Source organism: Gaoshiqia sp. US2, from assembly GCF_059705485.1.
On sequence record NZ_AP048550.1, the window covers coordinates 1233870 to 1256342 of the forward strand.

Below are 22473 nucleotides of genomic sequence, written 5' to 3' on the forward strand. Positions count from 1 at the left end.
TTCTGGTTTAAAATGGAGGAATTCCGTGTTTTTTTGCCGGGCCGGAGATGGATTTGTTCGCTGATACCTTCAGGGCATGAAGTAACATTTTTCGGGTATCTTCCGGCTCAATCACCTCGTCGATATATCCTTTTGCCGCAGCCACATACGGGTTGGCAAATTTGTCCTTGTATTCCTGGATCTTTTGTTGGCGCATGGCCTCCGGATCTTCTGCTTCCGCGATTTCTTTCCGGAATACAATATTTGCAGCGCCTTCGGGCCCCATAACTGCAATTTCGGCAGTTGGCCAGGCAAATACAAAGTCGGCGCGCAGGTGGCGCGAGTTCATGGCGATGTAACCACCGCCATAGGCTTTACGGATAATAACCGTGATTTTCGCAACTGTTGACTCGCTGTAGGCATACAGAATTTTGGCCCCGTGGCGGATAACCCCGGCATGTTCCTGGTCGACGCCGGGCAGATAGCCAGGCAAGTCCTCCAGGGTGATGATCGGGATGTTAAAGGCATCGCAATAGCGGATAAAACGAGCCGCTTTGTCGGAACTGTCGCAGTCGAGCACTCCGGCAAGTACTTTAGGCTGGTTGGCTACAAAACCGACCGTTTCACCATCCATACGTCCAAACCCAATAACGACGTTTGGCGCGAATAATTCCATAATTTCAAAGAAATCAGATTTATCCGTGATGGCTTTGATGATATCCCGGATGTCGTAAGGCATTTTCGGGTCGGACGGAACAATGTTTTCAATCTTTTTCTTGAAAGTTGGTTTTGCCGGTTCAATGGCTTTTGCTTTCTGTGCGTTGTTCCAGGGGATGTACGAAATCAATTGTTTGATTTGCTCAAAACATTCCTGTTCACTTTCAGCATAGAAATGGGCATTGCCGGTAAGTTCGGCATGTACTTTTGCTCCTCCCAGGTCTTCCATCGAAATTTCTTCACCCAACACCGTTTTGATGACACTCGGCCCGGTAATAAACATTTTTGAGATGTTATTGACCACAAAGACGAAGTCGGTGAGAGCAGGCGAATAAACGGCGCCACCTGCGCAAGGTCCGAGAATCACAGATATTTGCGGAATCACGCCTGAGGCAAGGGTATTGCGGAAAAAGATTTCGCCATAACCGGCCAGCGAGTTTACGCCTTCCTGGATACGCGCACCGCCCGAGTCGTTGATACCGATCAGGGGGACCCGCATTTTCAGGGCATGGTCCATAATTTTTGTGATTTTACGGGCATGCATCAATCCTAAAGAGCCACCGGCCACCGTAAAGTCTTGGGCAAAAATACACACAGGAGAACCGTAAATGGTTCCGGTACCAATGATTACACCGTCACCGTGCAATTTCATTTTGTCCATATCGAAATCGCGGGCAACATGTTCAACGAACATATCATATTCGTGAAAAGATCCCTTATCCAGGATGTTGACAATCCTTTCGCGAGCGGTGAGTTTCCCCATGGCGACTTGTTTCTCAATGGCTTTTTCTCCACCACCCTTGAGTACCTCATCTTTTCGTTTTCTGAGGTCCAGGATATTCCGTTTCAGCGACATAGTAAATAGTTTTTAAATAAATAAAATGCTCCGGATAACCGAAGTCTTGTCTTGTAAAGGTGTTATTTCAAGTAAGTTTTGCGGGGGTAAAATTATAATTTTTTCACACACAAATGTGTTTTATAAAACATTTCGGCTTTTGGATTAACTTTCCTGTGAATCTTTGGTTTTGAATAATTTTCCTTTGAGTTTGAATCTTTTGCTACCGGCTTGCCTGTTTGTAAAGGTAAGCCGCCAGACAACCGAAAATCAGGTTGGGAATCCAGGTGGCTATGGCCGGAGGAACGCTTCCTGACGCGGCAAAAACGGTGGATATCTGCATAAACATGATGTATGAAAAACTGATCAGGATGCCTAAACCCAGGTGAAGCCCCAGGCCTCCTTTTACTTTCCGCGAGGCCAGCGAGGCGCCGATCAGTGTCAGAATAAAAGCAGAGAACGGTCCCGACAGCCGTTTGTGTTTCTCAATTTCAAATTCAATGGAGTTGACACCGCGTAGTTTCATGTCGTTAATTTCTTTATTGAGCTTGGGCAATGTCATTGTTTCAACAATGTTTTTTACCATCCGGTAATCCTCCGGCAGCATGTTCAGGGTGGTGTCTTTTTTCACGCCGGAGGTGATGGTTTCCGTGTAACCGTCGATGTCGCGGATATAATAGTTGTTGATTTCCCATTTTTTATTCTCCCGGTCCCACTTGATGTAGTCTGCTGAGAGTTTCGATACCAGTTTCCCGTCCTCAAAACGTTCGATGGTAAACCGGTAGCCCACGTCGTTTGATGCATTGTAACTTTTCATGTAGATGAAAGTTCCGGGGGTTAACTGGCGGTGAATGTTTTGTTCGAGTCCTTTGTAGCTGGTCGATATGTAGGTGTTTCTGAATTCAACTCTTTTTTTATTGGCCGGCGGGATCACGTAGTTTCCCAGGACATAGGAGAAAACAGCAATAATAAATGCCGAAACCATGTATGGCCTGATAAAACGGTGAAAAGACACCCCGCTGCTGAGGATGGCGATAATCTCGGAGTTGTAAGCTAACTTGGAGGTAAAATAAATAACAGCAATAAAGGTGAAAAGCGCGCTGAATAAATTCGCAAAATAGGGAATGAAGTTCAGATAATAGTCAATAAAAATGACATTTAAGGGTGCATCTTTTGAAAGAAACTCGTCCAGGTTTTCTGAAATGTCAAAAACAATGGCAATACTGATAATCAAGGTAATCGCATAGAAGAAGGTTCCCAGGAACTTTCCGATAATGTAAATGTCGAGCGTCTTCAGTTTTGGCGTTTTCATAATTTACAGACGTTGGGCAAGTTTGATAACCATCTCTTCTTTCCAGCTTTTAAACCGATCGGCGAGAATTTCTTTTCGGGCTTCTTTTACCAGCCAGAGATAAAAGGCCAGGTTGTGTTGACTGGCAATTTGTGCGCCGAGCATTTCGTTCGAAATAACCAGATGACGCAGGAACGCTTTGGAATAGTGCCGGTCGACAAATGAAGTTCCGTCGGGATCGACCGGTGAAAAATCGTCGGCCCATTTTTTATTCCGGATGTTAATCATCCCCTGACTGGTGAATAACATGCCGTTTCTGCCGTTACGGGTCGGCATGACGCAGTCAAACAGATCCACGCCGCGGTCGATGGCTTCCAGCAGGTTGACAGGGGTGCCAACTCCCATTAAATAACGGGGTTTATTTTCGGGAAGGATCGGGTTTACAACTTCAATCATGGCATACATGTCGGCTTCCGGTTCCCCGACCGACAGGCCGCCAATTGCGTATCCGTCGCTGGGTATTGTGCACACGTGGCGGGCTGCTGCTTCCCGAAGATCGGGATAAACACCGCCTTGAACAATCGGGAATAACGATTGCTTGTACCCGTATAGGGGAGCGGTTTTTTCCATTTGGTTAACGCAACGTTCGAGCCAGCGTTGTGTCAGTTCCAATGATTTTTTTGCATAATCGTAAGCGGCGTCTCCGGGGGTACATTCGTCGAAAGCCATGATGATATCGGCCCCGATTTTACGCTGAACATCAATAACGCTTTCTGGCGTGAATAAATGGTACGAGCCATCGATATGTGATTGAAACCGGACTCCTTCTTCGGTTAGTTTGCGGATATCTCCTAACGAAAATACCTGGTACCCGCCGCTATCGGTTAATATGGGGCCATGCCAGCCGTTGAATTTGTGCAAACCGCCCGCTTGTTCAATGATATCGGTTCCCGGGCGTAAATACAGGTGATAGGTATTTCCAAGGATAATTTGCGCTCCAATATCTTCTTTCAGGTCTTTTACATGAATTCCTTTTACCGAACCGGCAGTGCCAACCGGCATGAAAATCGGAGTTTCAATTGTCCCGTGATCCGTTTCCAAAATTCCTGCCCGCGCTTTTGAATTAACTGCCTGATGCTTAAGTGTAAAATGCATGTTTGTTTTTTTGAGTGGTCAAAGATAGCTATAAAAGTTTTATCACTGGAAAATCCCGTATTTTGGTCGCTGTTAATTTTAATTAAAAATGGCGATAAGAAGTCGTTTGGATTGTTAAATTTGCTCACAAAATAAGACCATGACCCCAAACCCGTTTGATCAACTTTTCCTGCAATGGACCGGATATATTTTATTGTTTGCAGGATTTGTCCTTCTGTTAATTTTCCAGTTTGGCTTTTATTTCAGACTTCTTTTCATAAAGAAAATCAAAGAGAACAGCCCGGAGCGCCCAATCAGTATCCTGATGAGCGTCCGAAACAACGAAGAGCGTATTGGTACGCTTTTGACGAAACTGCTAAGCCTGGATTATCAGGATTATGAAGTGGTGGTGATTGACGATTTTTCGGAAGACGAAACCCTGTCGGTGATCGGCGCTTTGGCCCGGCAATACCCCAAATTGAAATTCAGTTCGCTTAACCAGGAGATCCGGTTTTCCGAAAAAATTGCGATCAACCTTGCCCTTAAAGCGGCCAAATCGCCCTGGTTGGTTTTTATTTATCCCGAAACCGAAGTGATTGATCCGAAATATTTGCGTAAACTGAATGATTACCTGGGTGATGAACAGGCGATTGTTTTAAATTATGTCGGCTATTTTCCCCAACGAAAATTCTACAATACGATTTGCCGGGTCGAACGGTTTTACACCTTTATGGCCTCAGCAGCCTACTCGTTAGCCGGATTACCTTTGTTTTATCACCAGTCGAATGTTTTATTCAACAAACAAATTTATTTTAGGTTGGATGGTTTTAAAGGCAAAATGAACGAGCATTACGCGAATCTGGAGCTGATTTATAACGGATCGTCCGGGAAAAAAATCTTCGTGTCGGTTGATCCGGAAACCCGGTTGCAGGAACGAGCGGATGTCAGAAGATCTGACTTTGCCGAATTGGTTCAGAAACGGATTTTAATCTGGCTCCATTTGAATTGGTCAAAGAAACTGCTTTTGTTTGCGGAAGAGTTGGCTAAAGTGTTGTTTTTTACTGGATTGGTGTGGGTAGTGGCCGGTAATATTCAGGACTGGTGGGTGTATTCAATTCCGGTCCTGACCGTGATTGTGATTCACTGGATATTGATTAAAACTATGTTGAATCTTTTGAATGAACGGAAAATCTTTTTATCTTCGTTAATGTACGTTTTTATTAAACCCGTTTTGAATCTGTATCACGGGGCATTAATTTACATCAAGCTGCAACGAAATAAATGGAATTAAATCCGAATTTATCAGATAAAGCCCAACAAGATTATGCTTTGGTTGAAGCCGCCTTACAGGGCGAAGAGAAAGCCTTTGCAAAATTGCTCAGCAAATATAAAGATGCCATTTATTACATGTTGCTGAAAATGGTCAACAACAAGAGCGATGCCGAAGACCTGACCATTGAGGCCTTTGGGAAAGCATTTAAAAACCTGCATCAATACTCGCCAAATTACGCGTTTAGCACCTGGTTATTCAAAATTGCTTCAAATAATTGCATCGATTTCTTACGAAAAAGAAAAGGAATCCTGGTGTCTATCGAAACAACGCAGGAGAACAATGAAAACGATCCTCCGGTCAAATTGAAATCAGTCGATCCCGATCCGGAACAAAAACTGATTCGGATACAAAAGGCCATTTTGCTGCGCCGGATTGTTCACCGGCTGAAGCCCCGCTACCGGACCCTGGTGGAATTACGGTATTTTCGCGAGTATTCGTACGAAGAAATCGCGAAAGAACTAAGTTTGCCGCTCGGAACAGTAAAAGCACAGCTTTTCAGGGCCCGTGAAATGTTGTTTAAGATGATTGAATCAACAGAGATTGATGATCAGGAGGATTGACGATCTGCCGTAAAACAGCAATACGGTTTTTACTTGAAACATTGAAACAGTTCGGTATCGCTTCTTTTTACGTCAACAAGATAGATCATGCAAATCATTAAAAAATACTTCCCGGAGATAAATGATACCCAGGCAGGGCAATTTGGTGCCATGGGCAGTCTTTATAAAGATTGGAACGAAAAAATCAATGTCATTTCCCGGAAGGATATTGATTTTTTATACGAACGGCACATCCTGCATTCTCTTGGTATTGCCAGGGTGATTCAGTTCGCACCCGGAACCAGGGTAATGGATGTGGGCACCGGCGGAGGTTTTCCCGGAATTCCGCTGGCCATCCTGTTTCCCGAGACAGAGTTTCTCCTGGTAGATGCAATTGCAAAAAAAATCAATGTTGTTGAGGCCGTTGCACATAGTTTGGGATTAAAAAATGTGTCTGCACAGCAAAACCGGGCTGAAAACGTGCCGGGCCAGTTCGATTTTATTGTCAGCCGGGCGGTAACCGCATTTCCGAAATTTGTTTCACTCGTCAGGAATAAAGTAAGTGCCGAACAAAAAAACAAGCTGGAGAATGGTATCCTTTATTTGAAGGGAGGAGATTTTGACGATGAGCTGGAACCCTTTAAAAACGGGGCAACGGTAGTTCGAATGAGCGATTTTTTTGAAGAGGAATTTTTTGAAACAAAAAAGCTGATTCATCTTCCGTTGAAAAATAGCCGAAAATAAACCGTAATGTTTTGGAGGAAATAAAAAAAGATATATTTTTGCAGTCCGAATTGACCGGAGTGTATTCTAAAAAAAATATTTACCAATGAAAAGGACATTTCAACCATCGAACAGAAAACGCAGAAACAAACACGGTTTCCGTGAAAGAATGTCTACTGTAGGCGGCCGTTTGGTTTTAAAATCACGTCGGGCCAAAGGTAGAAAGAAATTGACTGTTTCTGACGAACCAAGACATAAACGTTAGGAAATCCGCTACGTAGTTAAAACATAGAAAGGTAAAGAATTACGATTCTTTACCTTTTTGTGTGTTTTGATGTTGTCATTTTATCTTCCGGGGCCCGGTTTGATTTTTTGAAGCAAAGACAGCTTTCCGATACTAATTTTTAAGCTATTTTTGTTTTCTGTTAAAAATCAATTTGCTTTCATTATGAGTTTCAAAGCGTATTTTACCAGCAAAGTATTTCTGACGAATTTGTTGATCATGGTTGGTGTCACGGTGGTGTTGATCCTGGTGACCATGTTTGCCATCCGCGTTTACACCAAACACGGTGAGACCCTTGCGGTTCCTAATCTTACGGGAATGGATATGGATCGGGTGGAAATTATGCTGAGGGAAAAGAACTTAACCTGGGAGATCGTCGATTCGTTATACACGGGCGAGGCTGAACCTGGTTCCGTGATTGATCAGTTTCCACTTTCCGGCTTTTTAGTAAAAGAGGGCAGGACAATCTTCCTGACCATCTGTGCCAGAGATCCAGAGCAGGTAAATATGCCTAAGCTGACCGATATTTCATTGCGGCAGGCATTAAACATCATGCACAATAACGGGTTAAATGTGGGTGAGGTGAAATATGTTCCTTCCGAATATCCGAACCTGGTGCTGACACAAAAGATAAATGGTCTGGAAATATCGGACGGAACACTGGTGAATAAAGGATCGATGATTGATCTGGTTGTCGGTCAGTCTTCCTCCGGAAGAAAGACAATGGTTCCCAACCTGATTGGCGTTTCCATGGAACAGGCCCGGAGCGAGATTAATGTCATGTTCCTGAATGTAGGCGCCGTGATATTTGATGAATCGGTTTTGACGGCACTGGATTCAGCGAATGCAAAGGTCTGGCAGCAACGCCCCGAAGCGGTGATGGATGAAGAAATTGATTTGGGGACCTCCATCGATTTATGGCTGACCTTGGATCCGGATAAATTACCCGCCGAAACGGAAGGAAATGACTTTTTTTGATGATAGACGAAATAGACGATATTTTTGACGAGCAGGACGAACCCGAAGAGGGTGGTCTGTTCGAGCACTATAAACTGACCGTTGACCAGGGACAATCGCAATTGCGTGTGGATAAATACCTGGTCAACAGGGTGGAGAATGCTTCGAGAAGCCGTATCCAGGCCGCCGCCGATGCCGGAAATATCCTGGTGAACGGCGTCGCAGTCAAATCAAATTATAAAGTAAAACCGGGCGACGAAGTGGCCATTGTGATGGACTTTCCACGCCGCGAATTGCAGATTATCCCGGAAGAAATGCCGCTTGATCTGGTATATGAAGACGATCAGCTGATCGTGATCAATAAGCCTGCCGGACTGGTTGTTCACCCCGGACACGGAAATTACACGGGAACACTGGTCAACGGGCTGGCCTGGTACTTCAGGGATCTGCCCTTGTTTAACAGCAGCGATCCGAGACCGGGACTGGTGCACCGGATCGATAAAAATACCTCAGGATTGATGGTTGTTGCCAAAACCGAGCTTGCCAAAACCAAACTGTCCCTGCAGTTTTTTGAAAAAACGACTAAACGCCAGTACATTGCTTTGGTTTGGGGACGCCTTAAAGAACCGGAGGGCACCATTGAAGGACATATCGGGCGGAGCATGAAAGACCGGCAGGTGTTCACGGTTTATGAGGACGGTGAACATGGCAAAAACGCTGTCACCCATTATAAATTATTGGAAGAGCTGGGCTATGTCAGCCTGGTTCAATGCCAGCTGGAGACTGGCCGTACCCACCAGATTCGCGTACATATGAAACACATTGGTCATCCGCTTTTTAATGATGAAACCTACGGCGGAGATCAAATTTTGTGGGGAACAACCTTCGCGAAATACCGGCAATTTGTTCAGAATTGCTTCAATAAATTGCCGCGCCAGGCCCTTCATGCCAAAACCCTGGGCTTTGTGCATCCGGTCACGGGCGAAGAAATGTTATTTGACTCGGAACTGGCGGCCGACATGAATGAGGTTGTTTCGCGATGGCGGGATTACATTGCAAACCGGAATATTTAAAGTAACTCGAACATGAAGAAGAACATTGCCGTGGTCTACGGGGGCGACTCATCCGAATATGTTGTTTCCGTACAGAGTGGGAAGAATGTATTTCAATCGATTGATCAGGAGATCTTTCAGCCCTGGCTGGTTGAAATGAAAAACCTGGATTGGAAGGTGATGAAGGGTGATCAGAAGATTGCCGATGTGGATAAAGCAGACTTTAGCTTTATGCTGGATGGCCGGAAAATCAAATTTGATTATGCGTATATCATCATTCACGGGACCCCGGGCGAAGATGGCATTCTCCAGGGGTATTTTGATCTGTTGAATGTTCCGTATTCTTCTTGCGGCGTACATGCCTCGTCACTGACATTCAACAAGTATTTTTGCAGCAATTATCTCCGGAATTTCGAAATTCCCATGGCCAAATCGGTTCGCTTAATGAAGGATAGTCAGGTAGATACCGAAAAGTTGATTGAGCAACTGGATTTGCCCGTTTTTGTTAAGCCAAATGCCGGCGGTTCAAGTTTTGGCGTCACAAAAGTAAAAGACAAAGCAAATCTGATTGAGGCGATTGAAAAAGCCTGGATCGAAAGCGATGAGGCTCTGGTTGAAGAGTTTATCGAAGGCACCGAGTTTACCTGCGGCCTGGTGAAACTAAAAGACCAGCGCTTTGTTTTCCCGGTTACCGAAGTCATACCCAAAAACGAATTCTTTGATTTTGAGGCGAAATACACCAAGGGCATGACCGACGAAATTACCCCTGCCCGGATCTCCCCCGAACTGACTCACAAATGCCAGCAATTAGCGTCTGAAATCTACGATTTATGTAATTGTAAAGGCATTGTGCGGGTTGATTTTATCCTGAAGAACGGCGTGTTTTACTTTCTCGAAGTGAATACCACCCCGGGAATGACCGCGACCAGTTTTATTCCCCAACAAATTGCCGCAATGGGCAAAAACTTACAGGAGATGTTAACACTGATCATCCGGGATGGCTTGAAGTAACATCTTGCAGATTATACTAAAATGGCCGTTCTGCCCTGTCAGTGAGGGTGTTGTTGTTTTGCTTTCTTGTTAACAAGCGGCGTGTGGAATGTGTACAGACGGCTGTTGATAACGATTTTGTTCGGTTGACTCAGCAGTTTGCCTGTATGAAATAAATTTCTCTTAAGATAGCTGTTTCCTGATTGCTGATCACAGGCGCACAAATGGCCCGTCGATGCATTGTTCATAAGTATCCGTGAATAAAATGCGGAACGGGGGTGCAATGTTTTGTATTTTTATAACTTTAGAATCCTTTTCCTATAAATTTTGGGGATTAGAAACAAATTGACAATCAACCACAACAGATTATTCGACTATGGCAGGAGAGCGGAAGAACACCAAACCAACTTCAACTTCAACAATTGAACAGATTAATGCACAGTACGGTAAACTGCCACCTCAGGCGATCGATGTTGAAGAAGCCGTTTTAGGCGCTTTGATGCTGGAACGTGATGCCTATGTAACGGTTGCCGATATTATTGATACACACAGTTTTTACAAAGAAGAGCACCGGAAGATTTTTGAAGCAATCAAATACCTGTCAACCCATGAAAAACCGGTTGATTTGCTGATGGTTACCCAGGAGTTGAAAAACCGGAATGAATTGGATGTCGTTGGCGGCCCGTTATACATCACCCAGTTAACCAGCCGGGTGGCGTCTGCTGCACATATTGAGTTTCATGCACGGATAATTGCTCAAAAATACATTCAGCGCGAGTTAATCCGTGTTTCATCCGAAATTCAGACCAAGGCTTATGATGCCAACATGGATGTGGATGACTTGATTGATTTTTCCGAAACCGCTTTATTTAAAGTGGCCGAAGGGAATATCAAAAAAGAAACGATGCCGATTAAACCCATCCTGAAAGAAGCTGCCATGCTGATAGAACAGGCATCACGCAGAGACGACGGACTGAGTGGAGTGCCGAGCGGATTTACTGGGCTCGACCGCATGACTTCCGGCTGGCAGAAAACCGACCTGGTGATTATCGCCGCCCGCCCGGCGATGGGAAAAACAGCATTTGTCCTTTCCATGGCCCGAAACATGGCCGTTGAACACAAAAAACCAGTGGCCGTATTTTCGCTCGAGATGTCGTCGGTGCAGTTGGTAAACCGGTTGATTGCCGCTGAAACCGAGCTGGGATCCGAAAAAATTAAAAACGGTCGTTTGGCCGATTGGGAATGGGAACATTTTAACCGCAAACTGAATGTGCTGGAAGAAGCGCCTATGTTTATTGACGATACGCCTGCCCTGTCGATCTTCGAATTTCGGGCCAAGTGCCGCCGTTTGAAGATGCAACATGATGTTGCGGTGGTGATTGTCGACTACCTGCAGCTGATGACTGCCGGCGGTGACGGGCGTGGAAACAGGGAGCAGGAGGTCAGTATGATCTCGCGTTCACTGAAAGCAATCGCAAAAGAACTGAATATTCCGATTCTGGCCTTGTCGCAGTTAAACCGATCGGTAGAGTCGCGTGAAGGCAAGCGTCCTCAGTTGTCCGACCTTCGGGAATCCGGGGCCATTGAGCAGGATGCCGACCTGGTGTTGTTTATTCACCGTCCTGAGTATTATGGTATTACCGAGGATGAGAACGGAAATTCCTTGTTGGGTGTCGCTGAAATTATTGTGGCCAAACACCGTAACGGTTCCGTGGGAGATGTGCAGTTGGCATTCAAAAAACAACAGGTTAAATTCTGCGATCTCGAAAGTGCGATCCCGGAAGAAATTGGCGGAGGTTTTGTCGGGCAAACATTCAGCTCAAAAATGAATGAAGACAGGCAAATGCCTGCTATGCCAGCCAATACCAGGTTCGAAACAGAAAAATCGGGTTCATATGGACGACCTGACTCCGATATTGTCCCGTTTTAAGATTGGCCGGATATTGGCGCTTGTCCTGTTGCTTTCGGTTTTAGCGGGGAAACAGGCAAATGCGATATACCTGCTGATCCCGATGGACGACCAGCAGCGTAACCACCTGAAAGCATACGGGATAGCCTACTGGACACTTGAAAAAGCGATCGAGGTAAAATGGTTACTGAATTACCGTGGCGGAAGTTTTCTGATTCCCCATGCCGCTGAAATTGAAAATGAATGCCTGGTACGTGGAGTTTCTGTTGAAAAACTGGCAGATGTGCAGGCCAATCTGTTGTTGACTGAAATTTCCAGACCCGAAGTTAACCAGGATGCGGTAAGTATGCAGAAAGCGCCGAAAATAGCCGTTTATACCCCGCTCAACAAGCAACCGTGGGACGATGCGGTTACGCTGGTGCTCACCTATGCCGAAATCAGCTATGATAAGATCTATGACGAAGAAATCCTGAACGGGAAGTTAAAGGAATACGACTGGCTGCACCTGCATCACGAGGATTTTACCGGACAGTTTGGTAAATTTTTCCGCAACTATCAAAATATGCCCTGGTACCAGGAAGAAGTCGGGATTAATAAGGAACTGGCACGAAACCTGGGCTTCCTGAAAGTTTCGGAAATGAAACTGGCGGTCAGCAAGGAGATTAAAAAGTATGTGTCGGCGGGAGGCTTCTTATTTGCCATGTGTGCTGCTACCGATACTTATGACATCGCGATGGCGGCTGATGGGATCGATATTTGTGAATCGATGTTTGACGGCGATCCGGCTGACCCCGATATGAATAATAAACTGGATTATGACCAAACCCTGGCATTTAAAAATTTCACCATTGAAACGAATCCGTTTGTTTACGAGTTTTCGGATATTGATGTCACCGAAAAACGGAATGTTCCTCCAACCCAGGATTTTTTTACGCTTTTTGATTTCTCAGCGAAATGGGACCCGGTACCCACCATGCTGACACAGAACCACAGCCGGATCATTAAGGGATTTATGGGGCAAACCACTGCTTTTCACAGCCATTTGGTCAAAGCGAATGTCCTGGTGATGGGTGAAAACAAAGCAGCCGGAGAGGCGCGTTATATTCATGGTGAAACCGGCAAAGGTTTTTGGACATTCTATGGCGGACACGATCCGGAAGATTATCGGCATTTGGTCGGCGATCCGCCGACTGATCTGAACCTGTATCCCAATTCTCCCGGTTACCGGTTAATTTTGAATAATGTTTTGTTTCCTGCGGCCAAAAAGAAGAAACAGAAAACCTGAAAACAGGCGGCCTGTACATTCATAATTTCTTAGTCAATAAGGCCCGGTTGTTTCCGGTATAGCCCTGTTGAAGGTATAAGTGGTTTGCTTTTTCGTTGTGGTTTTCCACTTCCAGGTGAATAGCGTGGATACCGAGCTCAGATGACTCCCGCTCAATGAACTTCATTGCTTTTTTCCCTATTCCTTTGTTCCGGTATTCCTCTTTGATGAAAAGCTCGTCGATGAATGCGTCACGTCCGTGGTACTCAAAACTAAAGCCAAAAGTTAACACAATATATCCGATTGGCTGATTATGCAGGCAAATCATCCAAAGCCGTCCCAATCGGCTGTCGGTGAGGAACGTTTTCAGATTTTTCTCGCTGACCGACTTGTCAAATTTATAATGATCAATTGAATAGAATGTCTCCATCATATGAAGTATTTCCGGGAAATCATCTTTTTCGGGTATTCTAAAATCAATTTTCATTTTTTTCCAATTTTCAGTTTAACACGTGAGTGAATACAAGATTACCGGTTTGTAAATCCGGCCTGAATGGATTGAACAGAATTTGTTCTGAGATACATCGGGTAGAAACGATTCACCTGGCTGATATTTTGGGTTTTTATACGGAGTAATCCTGAAAATGTGCACCTGTGAAAAAGTAATGTTTCCTGGCTGTGAGCAGTAATAAATTCCGATTTCCGTATTTTTTTGTGGATAAAGGAAAAATCCGGGAAAACCATAGGTATTCTAAAGGATTTGTAATCAATTAGATATGGGTTTCATTTTCGGCGAATGCAGAAAAAATAAGCAGTGTAGAAAAAATAATCAAATACTATAAAAAACAGAAGGACAGTGAGTTGACGTAATTTTAAATGAAAAGTGATGAAAAATACAACACTCTAAGGTGTTTATATTAATAACAAACATTCTTTTAATATGCTAATATACAGGATGTAAGGCATGTCTTATTTTACTGGCACTGTAATTGGATTGTCAATGACCGGATAGCTGGAATAATGAATCAGCGATCCGGGAGAGAATGATAAAAAACCAATTTAATATCCATATCATGAAAACCATGCTGTTCTTTTTCATCAAACTATTATTCTTGTTATACGGCGTTGCCGCTTTGGCTAATACCGCAAATGAGAACAAGGCAGGAGATCAGGTACAAAACACCAGTGTAAATACCTTGGAAATTGTCAGCACTCCTGAGCTATTTGATCTTACATCCGGCTGGATGACAGAATTTGGCAAAGAATTTCCTGATCTGAACCTTGACCTAATTCCGATGGGTTCTGAGCAGCCGGGTACGGATCCTCTGTATTTTATGACCAATGGCGAAATGCTGTCTGATTCTTCCGCCTGGAAAATGGTAGTCGGCCGCGATGTGGTTGTGGCGGTTATTCATTCGGAGAATCCATGGATTGAGGTCATATACAACCAGGGACTTACGGTTGACAAATTTACGCAACTGTTTGCCGAAGAGGCGAACTGGGGGAAAATATTGGAAGGGACCGGGAATGCTCCTTTGCGATGTTACCTGGTGGACAATTATACGGTAAAAGCAAAGGTTGCTGATCTTGCAAAATTAGATGAATCAGCCATCGTTGGCATGAACATGGCATCGGGGAAAGAACTGATTGCCGCGTTACAAAAGGATCAGTTCGCGATCGGCTTTTGCAGGCTCGCTGACCTGATCGTTCCGGGAACAAACGCCTTTGCAGACAACATCCGTATCCTGCCGTTTGATAAAAACCGGAACGGACGCGTGGATAGTTTTGAAAATATCTACGAAAATCCCGAAGAGTTTACCCGCGGGGTCTGGATCGGGAAGTATCCGGCTGTCTTGTGCGAAAATATTTATGCCCTGTCGTCTGAAAAACCGACCGGCCGGGCTGCTCTGGAATTCCTGGCCTGGATTATGGGTAGCGGACAGGAATTGATAAGCATGTACGGATACAGCGATCTTTCGGGCAGGGAGCTTGATGCCAATTTGCTTGCCCTCGCCGATCCGATGGTGTTGACGGATGCGAAGGGCGAAGATGGAATGGCCGCTGGCTGGATGCTGGCCGTGGGGGCACTGGTCCTGGTAGTCCTGATTGTTGTACTGGTTGCCTACAGCCACAGAAAACGATCGGCAATTTCGTATGAAAAAATCAGAATCACACCGGCGCTGAATGAGAATTCGGTACATGCTCCTAAAGGTTTGTATTACGATAAAAGCCACACCTGGGCGTTTATGGAACCGGACGGCCTGGTAAAAATCGGTCTGGATGATTTCATGCAACATGTTACAGGTAAAATCACCCGTGTAAAACTGAAAGAGCCGGACGAGAAGGTACGAAAAGGTGAAAAAATTCTGACCATCATCCGCGACGGAAAACAATTGGAAATTTACTCTCCTGTTTCAGGAATCATCAGAATGAAAAATGAGATCTTGCTTGATGAGGCATCATTGATCAACGTTTCTCCCTATACTGTTGGCTGGGTATATTTGATCGAACCGAGCAACTGGCTGCGTGAAACCCAATTTATGTTCATGGTGGATCAATATAAAGAATGGCTGGAAGATGAATTCATCAGGCTAAAAGATTTCTTTGCCAGGTCGGTCCGGTCGAATACCGAAGTGTATGAACATGTTGTTCTGCAAGACGGAGGAGAGTTGACAGATCATGTCCTGTCTGATCTCGGGCCGGCAGTTTGGGAAGATTTCCAGACACATTTTATCGACACTTCCAAATAGGGCTGATTACGTTTAATTCTGTTTTTACCTACATAAAACCAACCTTATGAGTATCGATCGACGAAACTTCTTTAAAACCATCGGTATTGCCGGAATGACAATTATCGGGGTAAATGCTTCCGCTTCATCTGCTTCGGGAGACGAAGAACCCGAGTTTCACGGGATCTTGTACGACAGCAATATTTGCATCGGGTGCAGGGCCTGCGAAAATGCCTGCGCCAAAGCGCATGGCCTGCCGCAGCCGGAAGATGAACTGAAAGCGGGTGTATTGCGGAAGACAAGCGAAAAGCAACGTTGTGTGATCAACAGTTTTAATACATCCGAAGGCGAAATCTATGCCCGGAAGCAATGTATGCACTGCAACGAACCGGCCTGCGCCGCAGCTTGTCTGACACAGGCCATGTATAAAACAAAAGAGGGGCCGGTTATCTGGAGGGAAGAAAAGTGTATGGGCTGCCGGTATTGTATGATTTCCTGCCCGTTTGATGTGCCGAAGTTTGATTATCACTCAGCAAATCCGAAGATCCAGAAATGCGATATGTGTTACGACCGGATTATTCAGGGAGAGCTTCCGGTGTGTGTGGAAACCTGCGGAGATGCCTTGTTCTTCGGTACCCGGCGGGAACTGATTGCTGAGGCGCGGCGACGGATTGCCGAAACGCCGGAACTCTATATCGATCAGATTTACGGAGAACAGGTTGCCGGCGGAACCGGTTATCTGTATCTGTCTCCTGTCCCTTATCATGAACTGGGTTTTAACGAACAGCTTCAAAATTCGTCGTATCCGGCGTTGACAAAGGGATTTCTCTACAGCGTGCCTGCTGTTTTTGTATTGGTGCCTTCCTTGCTGTTAGGTATTCATGAAGCGACCAAAAATAAATCATCTAAACACGAAGATTATGACTAGCCCGGTATATCCTGTTACAAAAGATCATGACGGACAATCCGTTTGGCGCTTTCTGTGGCGCGAGTTAAAACCCAAAGGGAAATGGCTTACACCTTTCAATATCATCTCCATCCCGGTCATTTTTGCAGGGCTGGTTCTGATTGTGATCCGTTTTTCGCAAGGGCTTGGGGCCGTCTCGAATATTAACCAGGAGATCCCCTGGGGTTTATGGAAGGGCTTCAACGTAGTTACCGGCGTGGCTTTTGCCGGCGGGGCCTACGTATTAACCTTCATGGTATACATCCTGAAAGTAGAGAAGTACCATTCCATCATTCGGGTAACGGTGCTAAATGGGTTCCTGGCGTACTTGTTTTATGCCGGCGCGCTTGTTCTCGATCTGGGGAAACCATGGAATATCTTCAACCCGATTATTGGCAACAGTTTTGGCGCCAGTTCTGTCTTGTTTCTGGTTGCCTGGCATTTCTTACTTTATATTATTGCCCAATTCATTGAGTTTTCGCCAACTGTTGCGGAATGGCTCGGAACACGGCGGATTCATAAAATTCTGTCGGGACTGACGCTTGGCGCAGTGATATTCGGGATTACCCTGTCTACCTTACACCAATCGGGTCTGGGAGCCCTTTTCCTGATGGCCAAAGAGAAAATACACCCCTTGTGGTATTCCGAATTTATTCCTTTGCTGTTCCTGGTGTCCAGTGTTTTTGCCGGCCTTTCGATGGTTATTTTTGAAGGTTCGGTTAGCCGGCGGGTATTTTTCAACCAGATAAGCGAGAAAAACCGCAAAGCCGGAAAAGGGATTGTTCGTAGTTTGTCACGAATCTGTGCTTTCAGTATGTTTGCTTACCTGTTTCTGCAGTTGCTGGTTTTTATTCACGGGCAACACTGGAACCTGCTAAACACGCCAATGGGGTATTGGTTTTTGCTGGAGATGCTGGGATTTGTACTCGTCCCGATGATCTTGTTCTTTTACAGTTACCGGACATCCAATATCACCCTGATACGCGTAGCAGCTTTGCTTACCATTGCCGGCATCATCCTGAACCGGCTGAATGTTTCGATCATTGCGTTCCGCTGGGATGCAGCCACACACTATGTGCCGTCATGGATGGAAATTGTGGTAAGCATGATGATCATATTCGTGCAGATCTGGATTTTCAGATGGGTTATTAACCGGATGCCGGTTTTGAGAGATTCGCCTGACTGGGCAAAAGAAGAGCATGTATAACCAGCTGTTACGAAGGTAACGGCGCAATATCATATACCATGGACGGATTTACATATCATAATATCTTTGAAACGAAAGGGATAGAGTACCTGGTGGTTATCCTGTTTCTGATCGTGCTGGTTCCTTTCTGGGGATTATTGAATAAAAAACTGACAATCAAACAGGTTCAAAAATCACTGGGCGTTATTACAGCCAACTCGTTGCGAATTCCCCAGGGATTGTTTTTCAGTAAGTTTCATACCTGGGTACACCTCGAGCAAACCGGTATTTCAAGGCTGGGACTCGATGACCTGCTGTTGCATTTCACCGGTAAGGTGAGGCTTACACCGCTTAAACGTGAAGGTGAGCGTATTGAAAAAGGCGAAATGATTGCGAGGATCGATCACGAAGGGAAATCGCTTCCTGTTTTCTCTCCTGTTTCGGGCGAAATCGCTGGTATAAACCATCGCCTGCACGATCAACCCGAATTACTAAATACCGATCCTTACAGCGAAGGGTGGATGTATCAAATTAAACCTTCCAACTGGTTTGCCGATACCAGTGTGTGTTTTCTGGCAGAAGACGCCACCCAATGGGCGATCCGGGAGTTGGAGCGGTTTAAAGACTTTATTGCCGTTTCGGTGGTAAAGCATACGCCGGCTTCCGGGCAGGTGGTTTTGCAGGATGGCGGCGAGTTGATCGAAGAGCCCCTGGCCGGCCTTCCCGATGAAGTGTGGAAGGATTTCCAGGATCATTTTTTAGCTGAACCGATCAACAGGGAATGAACAGGAACTGATTTTACACGGCTTAAGCTGTACAAAACAACAATTGTATTACCGGGTTTGAAATTTTGAACTTAACTTAGCAAAGTCAGAACCCTTAACCCTTAAACCATGCCCGGAGCAAAAAAAAATAAAACAAAAAGCAGTCTTGGAAGTCCAATCCTGAGCGGATATGTGAAATTCAGATCGTCGATCTATGGGCGGGTGGTTTTTACCATCACCATTTCTTTGTTTTTCCTGTTCCTGGCTTTCGGTGTCATTTTTCGTTCGGTCAACGAGGAATACATGAAATCGGTGATCAGCGAAAATGGCAACAATATTGGTTTTTTGGTCGAAAGCGCTTTGTATCATTCCATGCTTGAAAACGATCAGGCCTCGCTTCAGCGGACACTCGACCTGATTAATTCGATGGAGGGCATCAGCGATGTAAATATGTATGACCACAACAACAACCTGGTTTATACCTCAATCACAAAGGAAACGATTGACAGGAGCGATCCCGATTGTATCAGTTGCCACACAAACTTTGAAGCAATGTTTTCGGTGAACGAGAAATCGTACCGGATTATCGACGAGAACAGCGGTTGCGTGATGAGCCAGAATGAAACCAACAACAGGCACCTGCTGATAAAATCGCCTATCCTAAACAATCCTTCCTGTTATACCACCGAGTGTCATGCTCACAGTCCCAACGATGAAGTGCTGGGATCGCTGATAATTAAAATGCCGCTCGAAGGGCTTGATACTGCTCTTGAAAAATCAACGGCCGATTATTTTCTGCTGGCCGCCTTAATGACGGTACTGATGATCGTTTTTTTGATCTTTTTTACAAATAAGAAGATTAAACAACCGCTGAATGAGATCATTAAAGCGAGCGAGGCGGTGGCTAAAGGCGATAAAACAACCCGCCTGGAGATAAAACCGCACCAGCTTTCCGACATGCGCATGGTCTCGTATGCGTTCAATGAAATGCTTGATAATTTGCATTCGGCCACGGTCGAACTGCAAAACTGGTCGCAGCAACTGGAGTATAAAGTGCAGAAAAAATCGGAAGAATTGGGTCAGGCACACAACGAACTGGTTAATATTGAGCGGATCGCTTCGCTGGGAAAATTGTCGCTATCGGTAGCGCACGAAATTAATAATCCCCTGTCGGGAATACTGGTTTACACGAAGCTGGTACATAAACAGCTGAGCAGCCAGGAACTGGACGAGACTAAAGTAAATATTATGCTGAAGCACCTGAAGCTGATCGAAAGCGAGACCAAACGCTGCGGAAACATTGTGAAAGGCTTGCTCGATTTTTCGAGAAAAGACCAGGAGGGCCTTGAGGCCCGCCACTTACACGAAATCCTGTCCGATACCTTCGAATTGATGGTTCATCCGATGAAAATCGCCAACATTCATTTCTGGTCCGATTTTAAGGCGAAACAGGACCTGATCAATTGCAGCCCAAACCAAATCAAGCAGGCTTGTATGGCTGTTCTGGTGAATGCGTCGGAGGCTGTTGCCGAAAACGGTGAAGTGCTGATCCGGACGATGAATCCGGATGAGGATCATGTTCGGATTGAGGTGGTTGATAATGGCGTCGGAATTTCAGAAGAAGATATTCCCCATGTGTTTGAACCCTTCTTCTCCACCAAAGAGAAAGCCAGTGGTATTGGCCTTGGTTTGTCGATTGTTCATGGAATCGTTCAGAGCCATAAGGGAAAAATCGGCGTAACATCAGAACGCGGAAAAGAAACGATAATAGCGATAACACTACCATTAATAAAGACTTAAGGAGAATTCATTATGGCAAAAAAAATCTCGATATTGATCGTTGATGATGAAGAATCGGTTAGAGACTCCTTGTTCAACTGGTTTGTTGAAGACGGATATCAGGTGGAGTGTGCAGAAGATGCAAAAAAAGCTTTATCCATTCTGGAGTCTGAAAATTATGATATTGTATTGGCTGATATTAAGATGCCGGGTATGGATGGGCTGGAAATGCTCAAACGCATCAAGGCATTGAAAAAAGACGCCATTGTCATCATGATGACGGCATTTGCCACGGTTGGCACAGCCGTTCAGGCGCTGAAAGACGGCGCTTTCGACTATGTGACTAAACCTTTCGACCCGGATGATCTCTCGCACCTGATCCGGAATGCTTCCAAACAAATTGTTCTGATGGAAGAAAATGAAATTTTGAAAGAGAAAGTCGTTTCCCTCGATAATGTGGAAGACCTGATCGGGAATAGTGAAGGCATGAAGCGGGTTCTGCGCGAAATTGAAAGTGTGGCGCAATCCAATGCTTCCGTGATTATTACCGGTGAAAGCGGAACAGGCAAGGAGTTGGTAGCCCGGGCGATTCATGCCAATTCGCCGCGCCGGTTTTTTCCGCTGGTGAGTGTACATTGCGGCGCTTTGTCCGAAAGTCTGCTGGAAAGCGAGCTGTTTGGTCACGAAAAAGGCGCTTTTACCGGCGCCGTTTACAACCGCAAAGGACGTTTTGAAATGGCCGACAACGGGACGATTTTTCTGGATGAAATCGCGACCATCTCCCCGAAAATGCAGATTGAACTGCTGAGGGTACTCGAATCCAAAAGTTTTGTCCGGGTTGGCGGAAACAAGGAAATTTCCTCCGATTTCAGAGTGATTTGCGCCACCAACCGCGATTTGAAAACCATGGTCGACAACGGCGTATTTCGCGAAGATTTATATTACCGGCTCAACGTGGTGAATATCAATGTTCCGCCCTTGCGCGAACGCATCGACGATATCCCGCTGCTGGTGGATTATTTCATAAAAAAATACTGCACGACGATGAACAGGCCGGTTATGCCGATCGAAACGGCAGCTCTGAGGCGTTTGGAAGAATTCCCGTTTCCCGGGAATATCCGCGAATTGGAGAACATGATTGAACGGGCCATCGTGGTTGGGAACGGAAAAAAGATTTGCCTGAAAGACCTGCCGATCGAAAAGGCCGTGACCGGTACGCCCTACGAAAGTCTTGACGAGTTGGAAAAACATCATATTCTCCAGATCCTGAATAAATACAACTGGAATATTTCCGTGTCGGCCAAGGCCCTGAAAGTTGACCGGGTGACCCTTTACAACAAAATAAGGAAATACGATTTAAAACAGAGCAAATAGTTTAGCGAACGGACAAGGTATGCTGCGGAGCGATCAAACCGTATATTGATTTGAGTTCTGCCCGGTTGCCCGATAAACCCATTGTGAATGAAACAGGAGAGCATCAGGTTAATTTCATTTGGCTATTTTGAGAAACGCTTTCTCGAAGAAATTGTCCATGATGTGGAACGCGAGTTTTTAATTCCTGTTAAGATCAAAGAAGGTTATCTTGATTTAAGCGAATTTTATGATCCCGGACGAAAGCAGTACGACGCGAACCGGCTGTTAAAAGAAATTGAACTGAATTTTGCTTCAGACCGGGCTAAAACGATCGGGATCTTCAACGTCGACCTGTTTATTCCCATTCTTACCTATATTTTTGGACAGGCATTTTTAAACGGACGTTGCGGTATCGTATCGGTTTATCGCCTTCGGAATGAACGTTACGGGATGAAGGCTGACGAACGGGCTTTTACCGACCGGATACGGAAAGAAGTGATCCATGAACTGGGGCATGCTTTTGGACTGATCCACTGCATTAATTCAACCTGCGTGATGCGATCGGGGACTTATGTTGAGGATATTGACCAGAAAAGCTGGTCGTTTTGCCCGAAATGCAAAAGCGAGCTAAAAACTTCAGGGATTGTAGCCGGGGAAGCGAGAAGAAAATCATGATGAAAAATACCCTTTTGAAAGTTCAGATCCGGGGA

20 protein-coding genes are annotated in these 22473 nt (G+C 45.3%); 16 read left to right on the top strand and 4 right to left on the bottom strand.

The annotated features are described in order from the left end of the window. Positions 1 to 7: 7 nt before the first annotated feature. The 3 genes from AC6H3C_RS04780 to tgt form a co-directional block, all read right to left on the bottom strand. Complete coding sequence (locus AC6H3C_RS04780) at positions 8 to 1552, bottom strand: acyl-CoA carboxylase subunit beta (protein ID WP_497519539.1); 1545 nt, start codon at positions 1550 to 1552, stop codon at positions 8 to 10. 202 nt (positions 1553 to 1754) lie between these two features. Next, positions 1755 to 2843: an LptF/LptG family permease gene (locus tag AC6H3C_RS04785; protein WP_497519540.1), complete on the bottom strand. Its 1089-nt coding sequence runs from the start codon at positions 2841 to 2843 to the stop codon at positions 1755 to 1757. 3 nt (positions 2844 to 2846) lie between these two features. Continuing rightward, positions 2847 to 3977 carry a tRNA guanosine(34) transglycosylase Tgt gene (gene tgt, locus AC6H3C_RS04790; protein ID WP_497519541.1) on the bottom strand — a complete coding sequence of 377 codons (1131 nt, stop codon included), beginning with the start codon at positions 3975 to 3977 and terminating at the stop codon, positions 2847 to 2849. Positions 3978 to 4116: 139 nt separating this feature from the next. On the opposite strand from tgt, the gene AC6H3C_RS04795 reads away from it, so the two are divergent. The 9 genes from AC6H3C_RS04795 to AC6H3C_RS04835 all read left to right on the top strand — a co-directional run bounded on the left by AC6H3C_RS04795 (position 4117) and on the right by AC6H3C_RS04835 (position 13027). Then, positions 4117 to 5247: a glycosyltransferase gene (locus AC6H3C_RS04795; RefSeq protein ID WP_497519542.1), complete on the top strand. Its 1131-nt coding sequence runs from the start codon at positions 4117 to 4119 to the stop codon at positions 5245 to 5247. Beyond that, positions 5238 to 5849 carry an RNA polymerase sigma factor gene (locus AC6H3C_RS04800; protein WP_497519543.1) on the top strand — a complete coding sequence of 204 codons (612 nt, stop codon included), beginning with the start codon at positions 5238 to 5240 and terminating at the stop codon, positions 5847 to 5849. Before AC6H3C_RS04795 ends, AC6H3C_RS04800 begins: the two co-directional genes overlap by 10 nt. An 87-nt stretch (positions 5850 to 5936) precedes the next feature. Further along, positions 5937 to 6572 carry a 16S rRNA (guanine(527)-N(7))-methyltransferase RsmG gene (gene rsmG, locus AC6H3C_RS04805; RefSeq protein ID WP_497519544.1) on the top strand — a complete coding sequence of 212 codons (636 nt, stop codon included), beginning with the start codon at positions 5937 to 5939 and terminating at the stop codon, positions 6570 to 6572. A gap of 85 nt (positions 6573 to 6657) precedes the next feature. Next, a complete protein-coding gene (gene rpmH, locus AC6H3C_RS04810; RefSeq protein ID WP_282593387.1) occupies positions 6658 to 6816 on the top strand; it encodes a 50S ribosomal protein L34 in 159 nt (52 codons plus the stop codon). A gap of 183 nt (positions 6817 to 6999) precedes the next feature. Continuing rightward, complete coding sequence (locus AC6H3C_RS04815) at positions 7000 to 7812, top strand: PASTA domain-containing protein (RefSeq protein WP_497519545.1); 813 nt, start codon at positions 7000 to 7002, stop codon at positions 7810 to 7812. Next, positions 7812 to 8864 (top strand): RluA family pseudouridine synthase, encoded by a 1053-nt coding sequence (locus AC6H3C_RS04820; protein WP_497519546.1) that lies wholly within the window; start codon positions 7812 to 7814, stop codon positions 8862 to 8864. Before AC6H3C_RS04815 ends, AC6H3C_RS04820 begins: the two co-directional genes overlap by 1 nt. Before the next feature lie 12 nt (positions 8865 to 8876). Further along, positions 8877 to 9854 carry a D-alanine--D-alanine ligase gene (locus AC6H3C_RS04825; protein ID WP_497519547.1) on the top strand — a complete coding sequence of 326 codons (978 nt, stop codon included), beginning with the start codon at positions 8877 to 8879 and terminating at the stop codon, positions 9852 to 9854. Between the two features lie 355 nt (positions 9855 to 10209). Further along, the gene (gene dnaB, locus AC6H3C_RS04830) at positions 10210 to 11763 is read left to right on the top strand and encodes a replicative DNA helicase (protein ID WP_497519548.1); all 1554 of its coding nucleotides are present in this window, start codon (positions 10210 to 10212) and stop codon (positions 11761 to 11763) included. Further along, positions 11729 to 13027, top strand: a complete 1299-nt coding sequence (locus AC6H3C_RS04835) for a hypothetical protein (protein WP_497519549.1) — start codon at positions 11729 to 11731, stop codon at positions 13025 to 13027. Before dnaB ends, AC6H3C_RS04835 begins: the two co-directional genes overlap by 35 nt. A 19-nt stretch (positions 13028 to 13046) precedes the next feature. Here the strand turns inward: AC6H3C_RS04835 and AC6H3C_RS04840 are convergent, their stop codons facing one another. Further along, complete coding sequence (locus AC6H3C_RS04840; RefSeq protein WP_497519550.1) at positions 13047 to 13493, bottom strand: GNAT family N-acetyltransferase; 447 nt, start codon at positions 13491 to 13493, stop codon at positions 13047 to 13049. 586 nt (positions 13494 to 14079) lie between these two features. On the opposite strand from AC6H3C_RS04840, the gene AC6H3C_RS04845 reads away from it, so the two are divergent. The 7 genes from AC6H3C_RS04845 (at position 14080) to AC6H3C_RS04875 (ending at position 22438) form a co-directional block, all read left to right on the top strand. After that, positions 14080 to 15756, top strand: a complete 1677-nt coding sequence (locus tag AC6H3C_RS04845) for a hypothetical protein (RefSeq protein WP_497519551.1) — start codon at positions 14080 to 14082, stop codon at positions 15754 to 15756. Positions 15757 to 15802: 46 nt separating this feature from the next. Further along, entirely contained in the window at positions 15803 to 16663 is an 861-nt protein-coding gene (locus AC6H3C_RS04850; RefSeq protein ID WP_497519552.1) for a 4Fe-4S dicluster domain-containing protein, read from the top strand. Continuing rightward, entirely contained in the window at positions 16656 to 17888 is a 1233-nt protein-coding gene (gene nrfD, locus AC6H3C_RS04855) for an NrfD/PsrC family molybdoenzyme membrane anchor subunit (RefSeq protein WP_497519553.1), read from the top strand. The genes AC6H3C_RS04850 and nrfD overlap by 8 nt, the downstream gene beginning before the upstream one ends. A gap of 38 nt (positions 17889 to 17926) precedes the next feature. Next, on the top strand, positions 17927 to 18652 hold the full coding sequence (locus AC6H3C_RS04860; protein WP_497519554.1) for a glycine cleavage system protein H: 726 nt from the start codon (positions 17927 to 17929) through the stop codon (positions 18650 to 18652). 108 nt (positions 18653 to 18760) lie between these two features. Continuing rightward, positions 18761 to 20431 (top strand): ATP-binding protein, encoded by a 1671-nt coding sequence (locus AC6H3C_RS04865; protein ID WP_497519555.1) that lies wholly within the window; start codon positions 18761 to 18763, stop codon positions 20429 to 20431. 12 nt (positions 20432 to 20443) lie between these two features. Beyond that, a complete protein-coding gene (locus tag AC6H3C_RS04870) occupies positions 20444 to 21784 on the top strand; it encodes a sigma-54-dependent transcriptional regulator (protein ID WP_497519556.1) in 1341 nt (446 codons plus the stop codon). An 87-nt stretch (positions 21785 to 21871) separates the two neighbouring features. Further along, positions 21872 to 22438: an archaemetzincin family Zn-dependent metalloprotease gene (locus AC6H3C_RS04875; protein ID WP_497519557.1), complete on the top strand. Its 567-nt coding sequence runs from the start codon at positions 21872 to 21874 to the stop codon at positions 22436 to 22438. Positions 22439 to 22473 lie beyond the last annotated feature (35 nt).

Excerpts from the sequence above, each read along its gene's own strand:
- AC6H3C_RS04865 (WP_497519555.1), top strand. The coding sequence starts at position 18,761 with ATGCCCGGAGCAAAAAAAAATAAAACAAAAAGCAGTCTTGGAAGTCCA.
- AC6H3C_RS04780 (WP_497519539.1), bottom strand. The coding sequence starts at position 1,552 with ATGTCGCTGAAACGGAATATCCTGGACCTCAGAAAACGAAAAGATGAG.
- AC6H3C_RS04850 (WP_497519552.1), top strand. The coding sequence starts at position 15,803 with ATGAGTATCGATCGACGAAACTTCTTTAAAACCATCGGTATTGCCGGA.
- AC6H3C_RS04825 (WP_497519547.1), top strand. The coding sequence starts at position 8,877 with ATGAAGAAGAACATTGCCGTGGTCTACGGGGGCGACTCATCCGAATAT.
- nrfD (WP_497519553.1), top strand. The coding sequence starts at position 16,656 with ATGACTAGCCCGGTATATCCTGTTACAAAAGATCATGACGGACAATCC.
- AC6H3C_RS04800 (WP_497519543.1), top strand. The coding sequence starts at position 5,238 with ATGGAATTAAATCCGAATTTATCAGATAAAGCCCAACAAGATTATGCT.
- AC6H3C_RS04795 (WP_497519542.1), top strand. The coding sequence starts at position 4,117 with ATGACCCCAAACCCGTTTGATCAACTTTTCCTGCAATGGACCGGATAT.
- dnaB (WP_497519548.1), top strand. The coding sequence starts at position 10,210 with ATGGCAGGAGAGCGGAAGAACACCAAACCAACTTCAACTTCAACAATT.
- rsmG (WP_497519544.1), top strand. The coding sequence starts at position 5,937 with ATGCAAATCATTAAAAAATACTTCCCGGAGATAAATGATACCCAGGCA.
- AC6H3C_RS04840 (WP_497519550.1), bottom strand. The coding sequence starts at position 13,493 with ATGAAAATTGATTTTAGAATACCCGAAAAAGATGATTTCCCGGAAATA.
- AC6H3C_RS04820 (WP_497519546.1), top strand. The coding sequence starts at position 7,812 with ATGATAGACGAAATAGACGATATTTTTGACGAGCAGGACGAACCCGAA.
- tgt (WP_497519541.1), bottom strand. The coding sequence starts at position 3,977 with ATGCATTTTACACTTAAGCATCAGGCAGTTAATTCAAAAGCGCGGGCA.
- AC6H3C_RS04870 (WP_497519556.1), top strand. The coding sequence starts at position 20,444 with ATGGCAAAAAAAATCTCGATATTGATCGTTGATGATGAAGAATCGGTT.
- AC6H3C_RS04860 (WP_497519554.1), top strand. The coding sequence starts at position 17,927 with ATGGACGGATTTACATATCATAATATCTTTGAAACGAAAGGGATAGAG.
- AC6H3C_RS04875 (WP_497519557.1), top strand. The coding sequence starts at position 21,872 with ATGAAACAGGAGAGCATCAGGTTAATTTCATTTGGCTATTTTGAGAAA.
- AC6H3C_RS04845 (WP_497519551.1), top strand. The coding sequence starts at position 14,080 with ATGAAAACCATGCTGTTCTTTTTCATCAAACTATTATTCTTGTTATAC.
- AC6H3C_RS04835 (WP_497519549.1), top strand. The coding sequence starts at position 11,729 with ATGGACGACCTGACTCCGATATTGTCCCGTTTTAAGATTGGCCGGATA.
- AC6H3C_RS04815 (WP_497519545.1), top strand. The coding sequence starts at position 7,000 with ATGAGTTTCAAAGCGTATTTTACCAGCAAAGTATTTCTGACGAATTTG.
- AC6H3C_RS04785 (WP_497519540.1), bottom strand. The coding sequence starts at position 2,843 with ATGAAAACGCCAAAACTGAAGACGCTCGACATTTACATTATCGGAAAG.
- rpmH (WP_282593387.1), top strand. The coding sequence starts at position 6,658 with ATGAAAAGGACATTTCAACCATCGAACAGAAAACGCAGAAACAAACAC.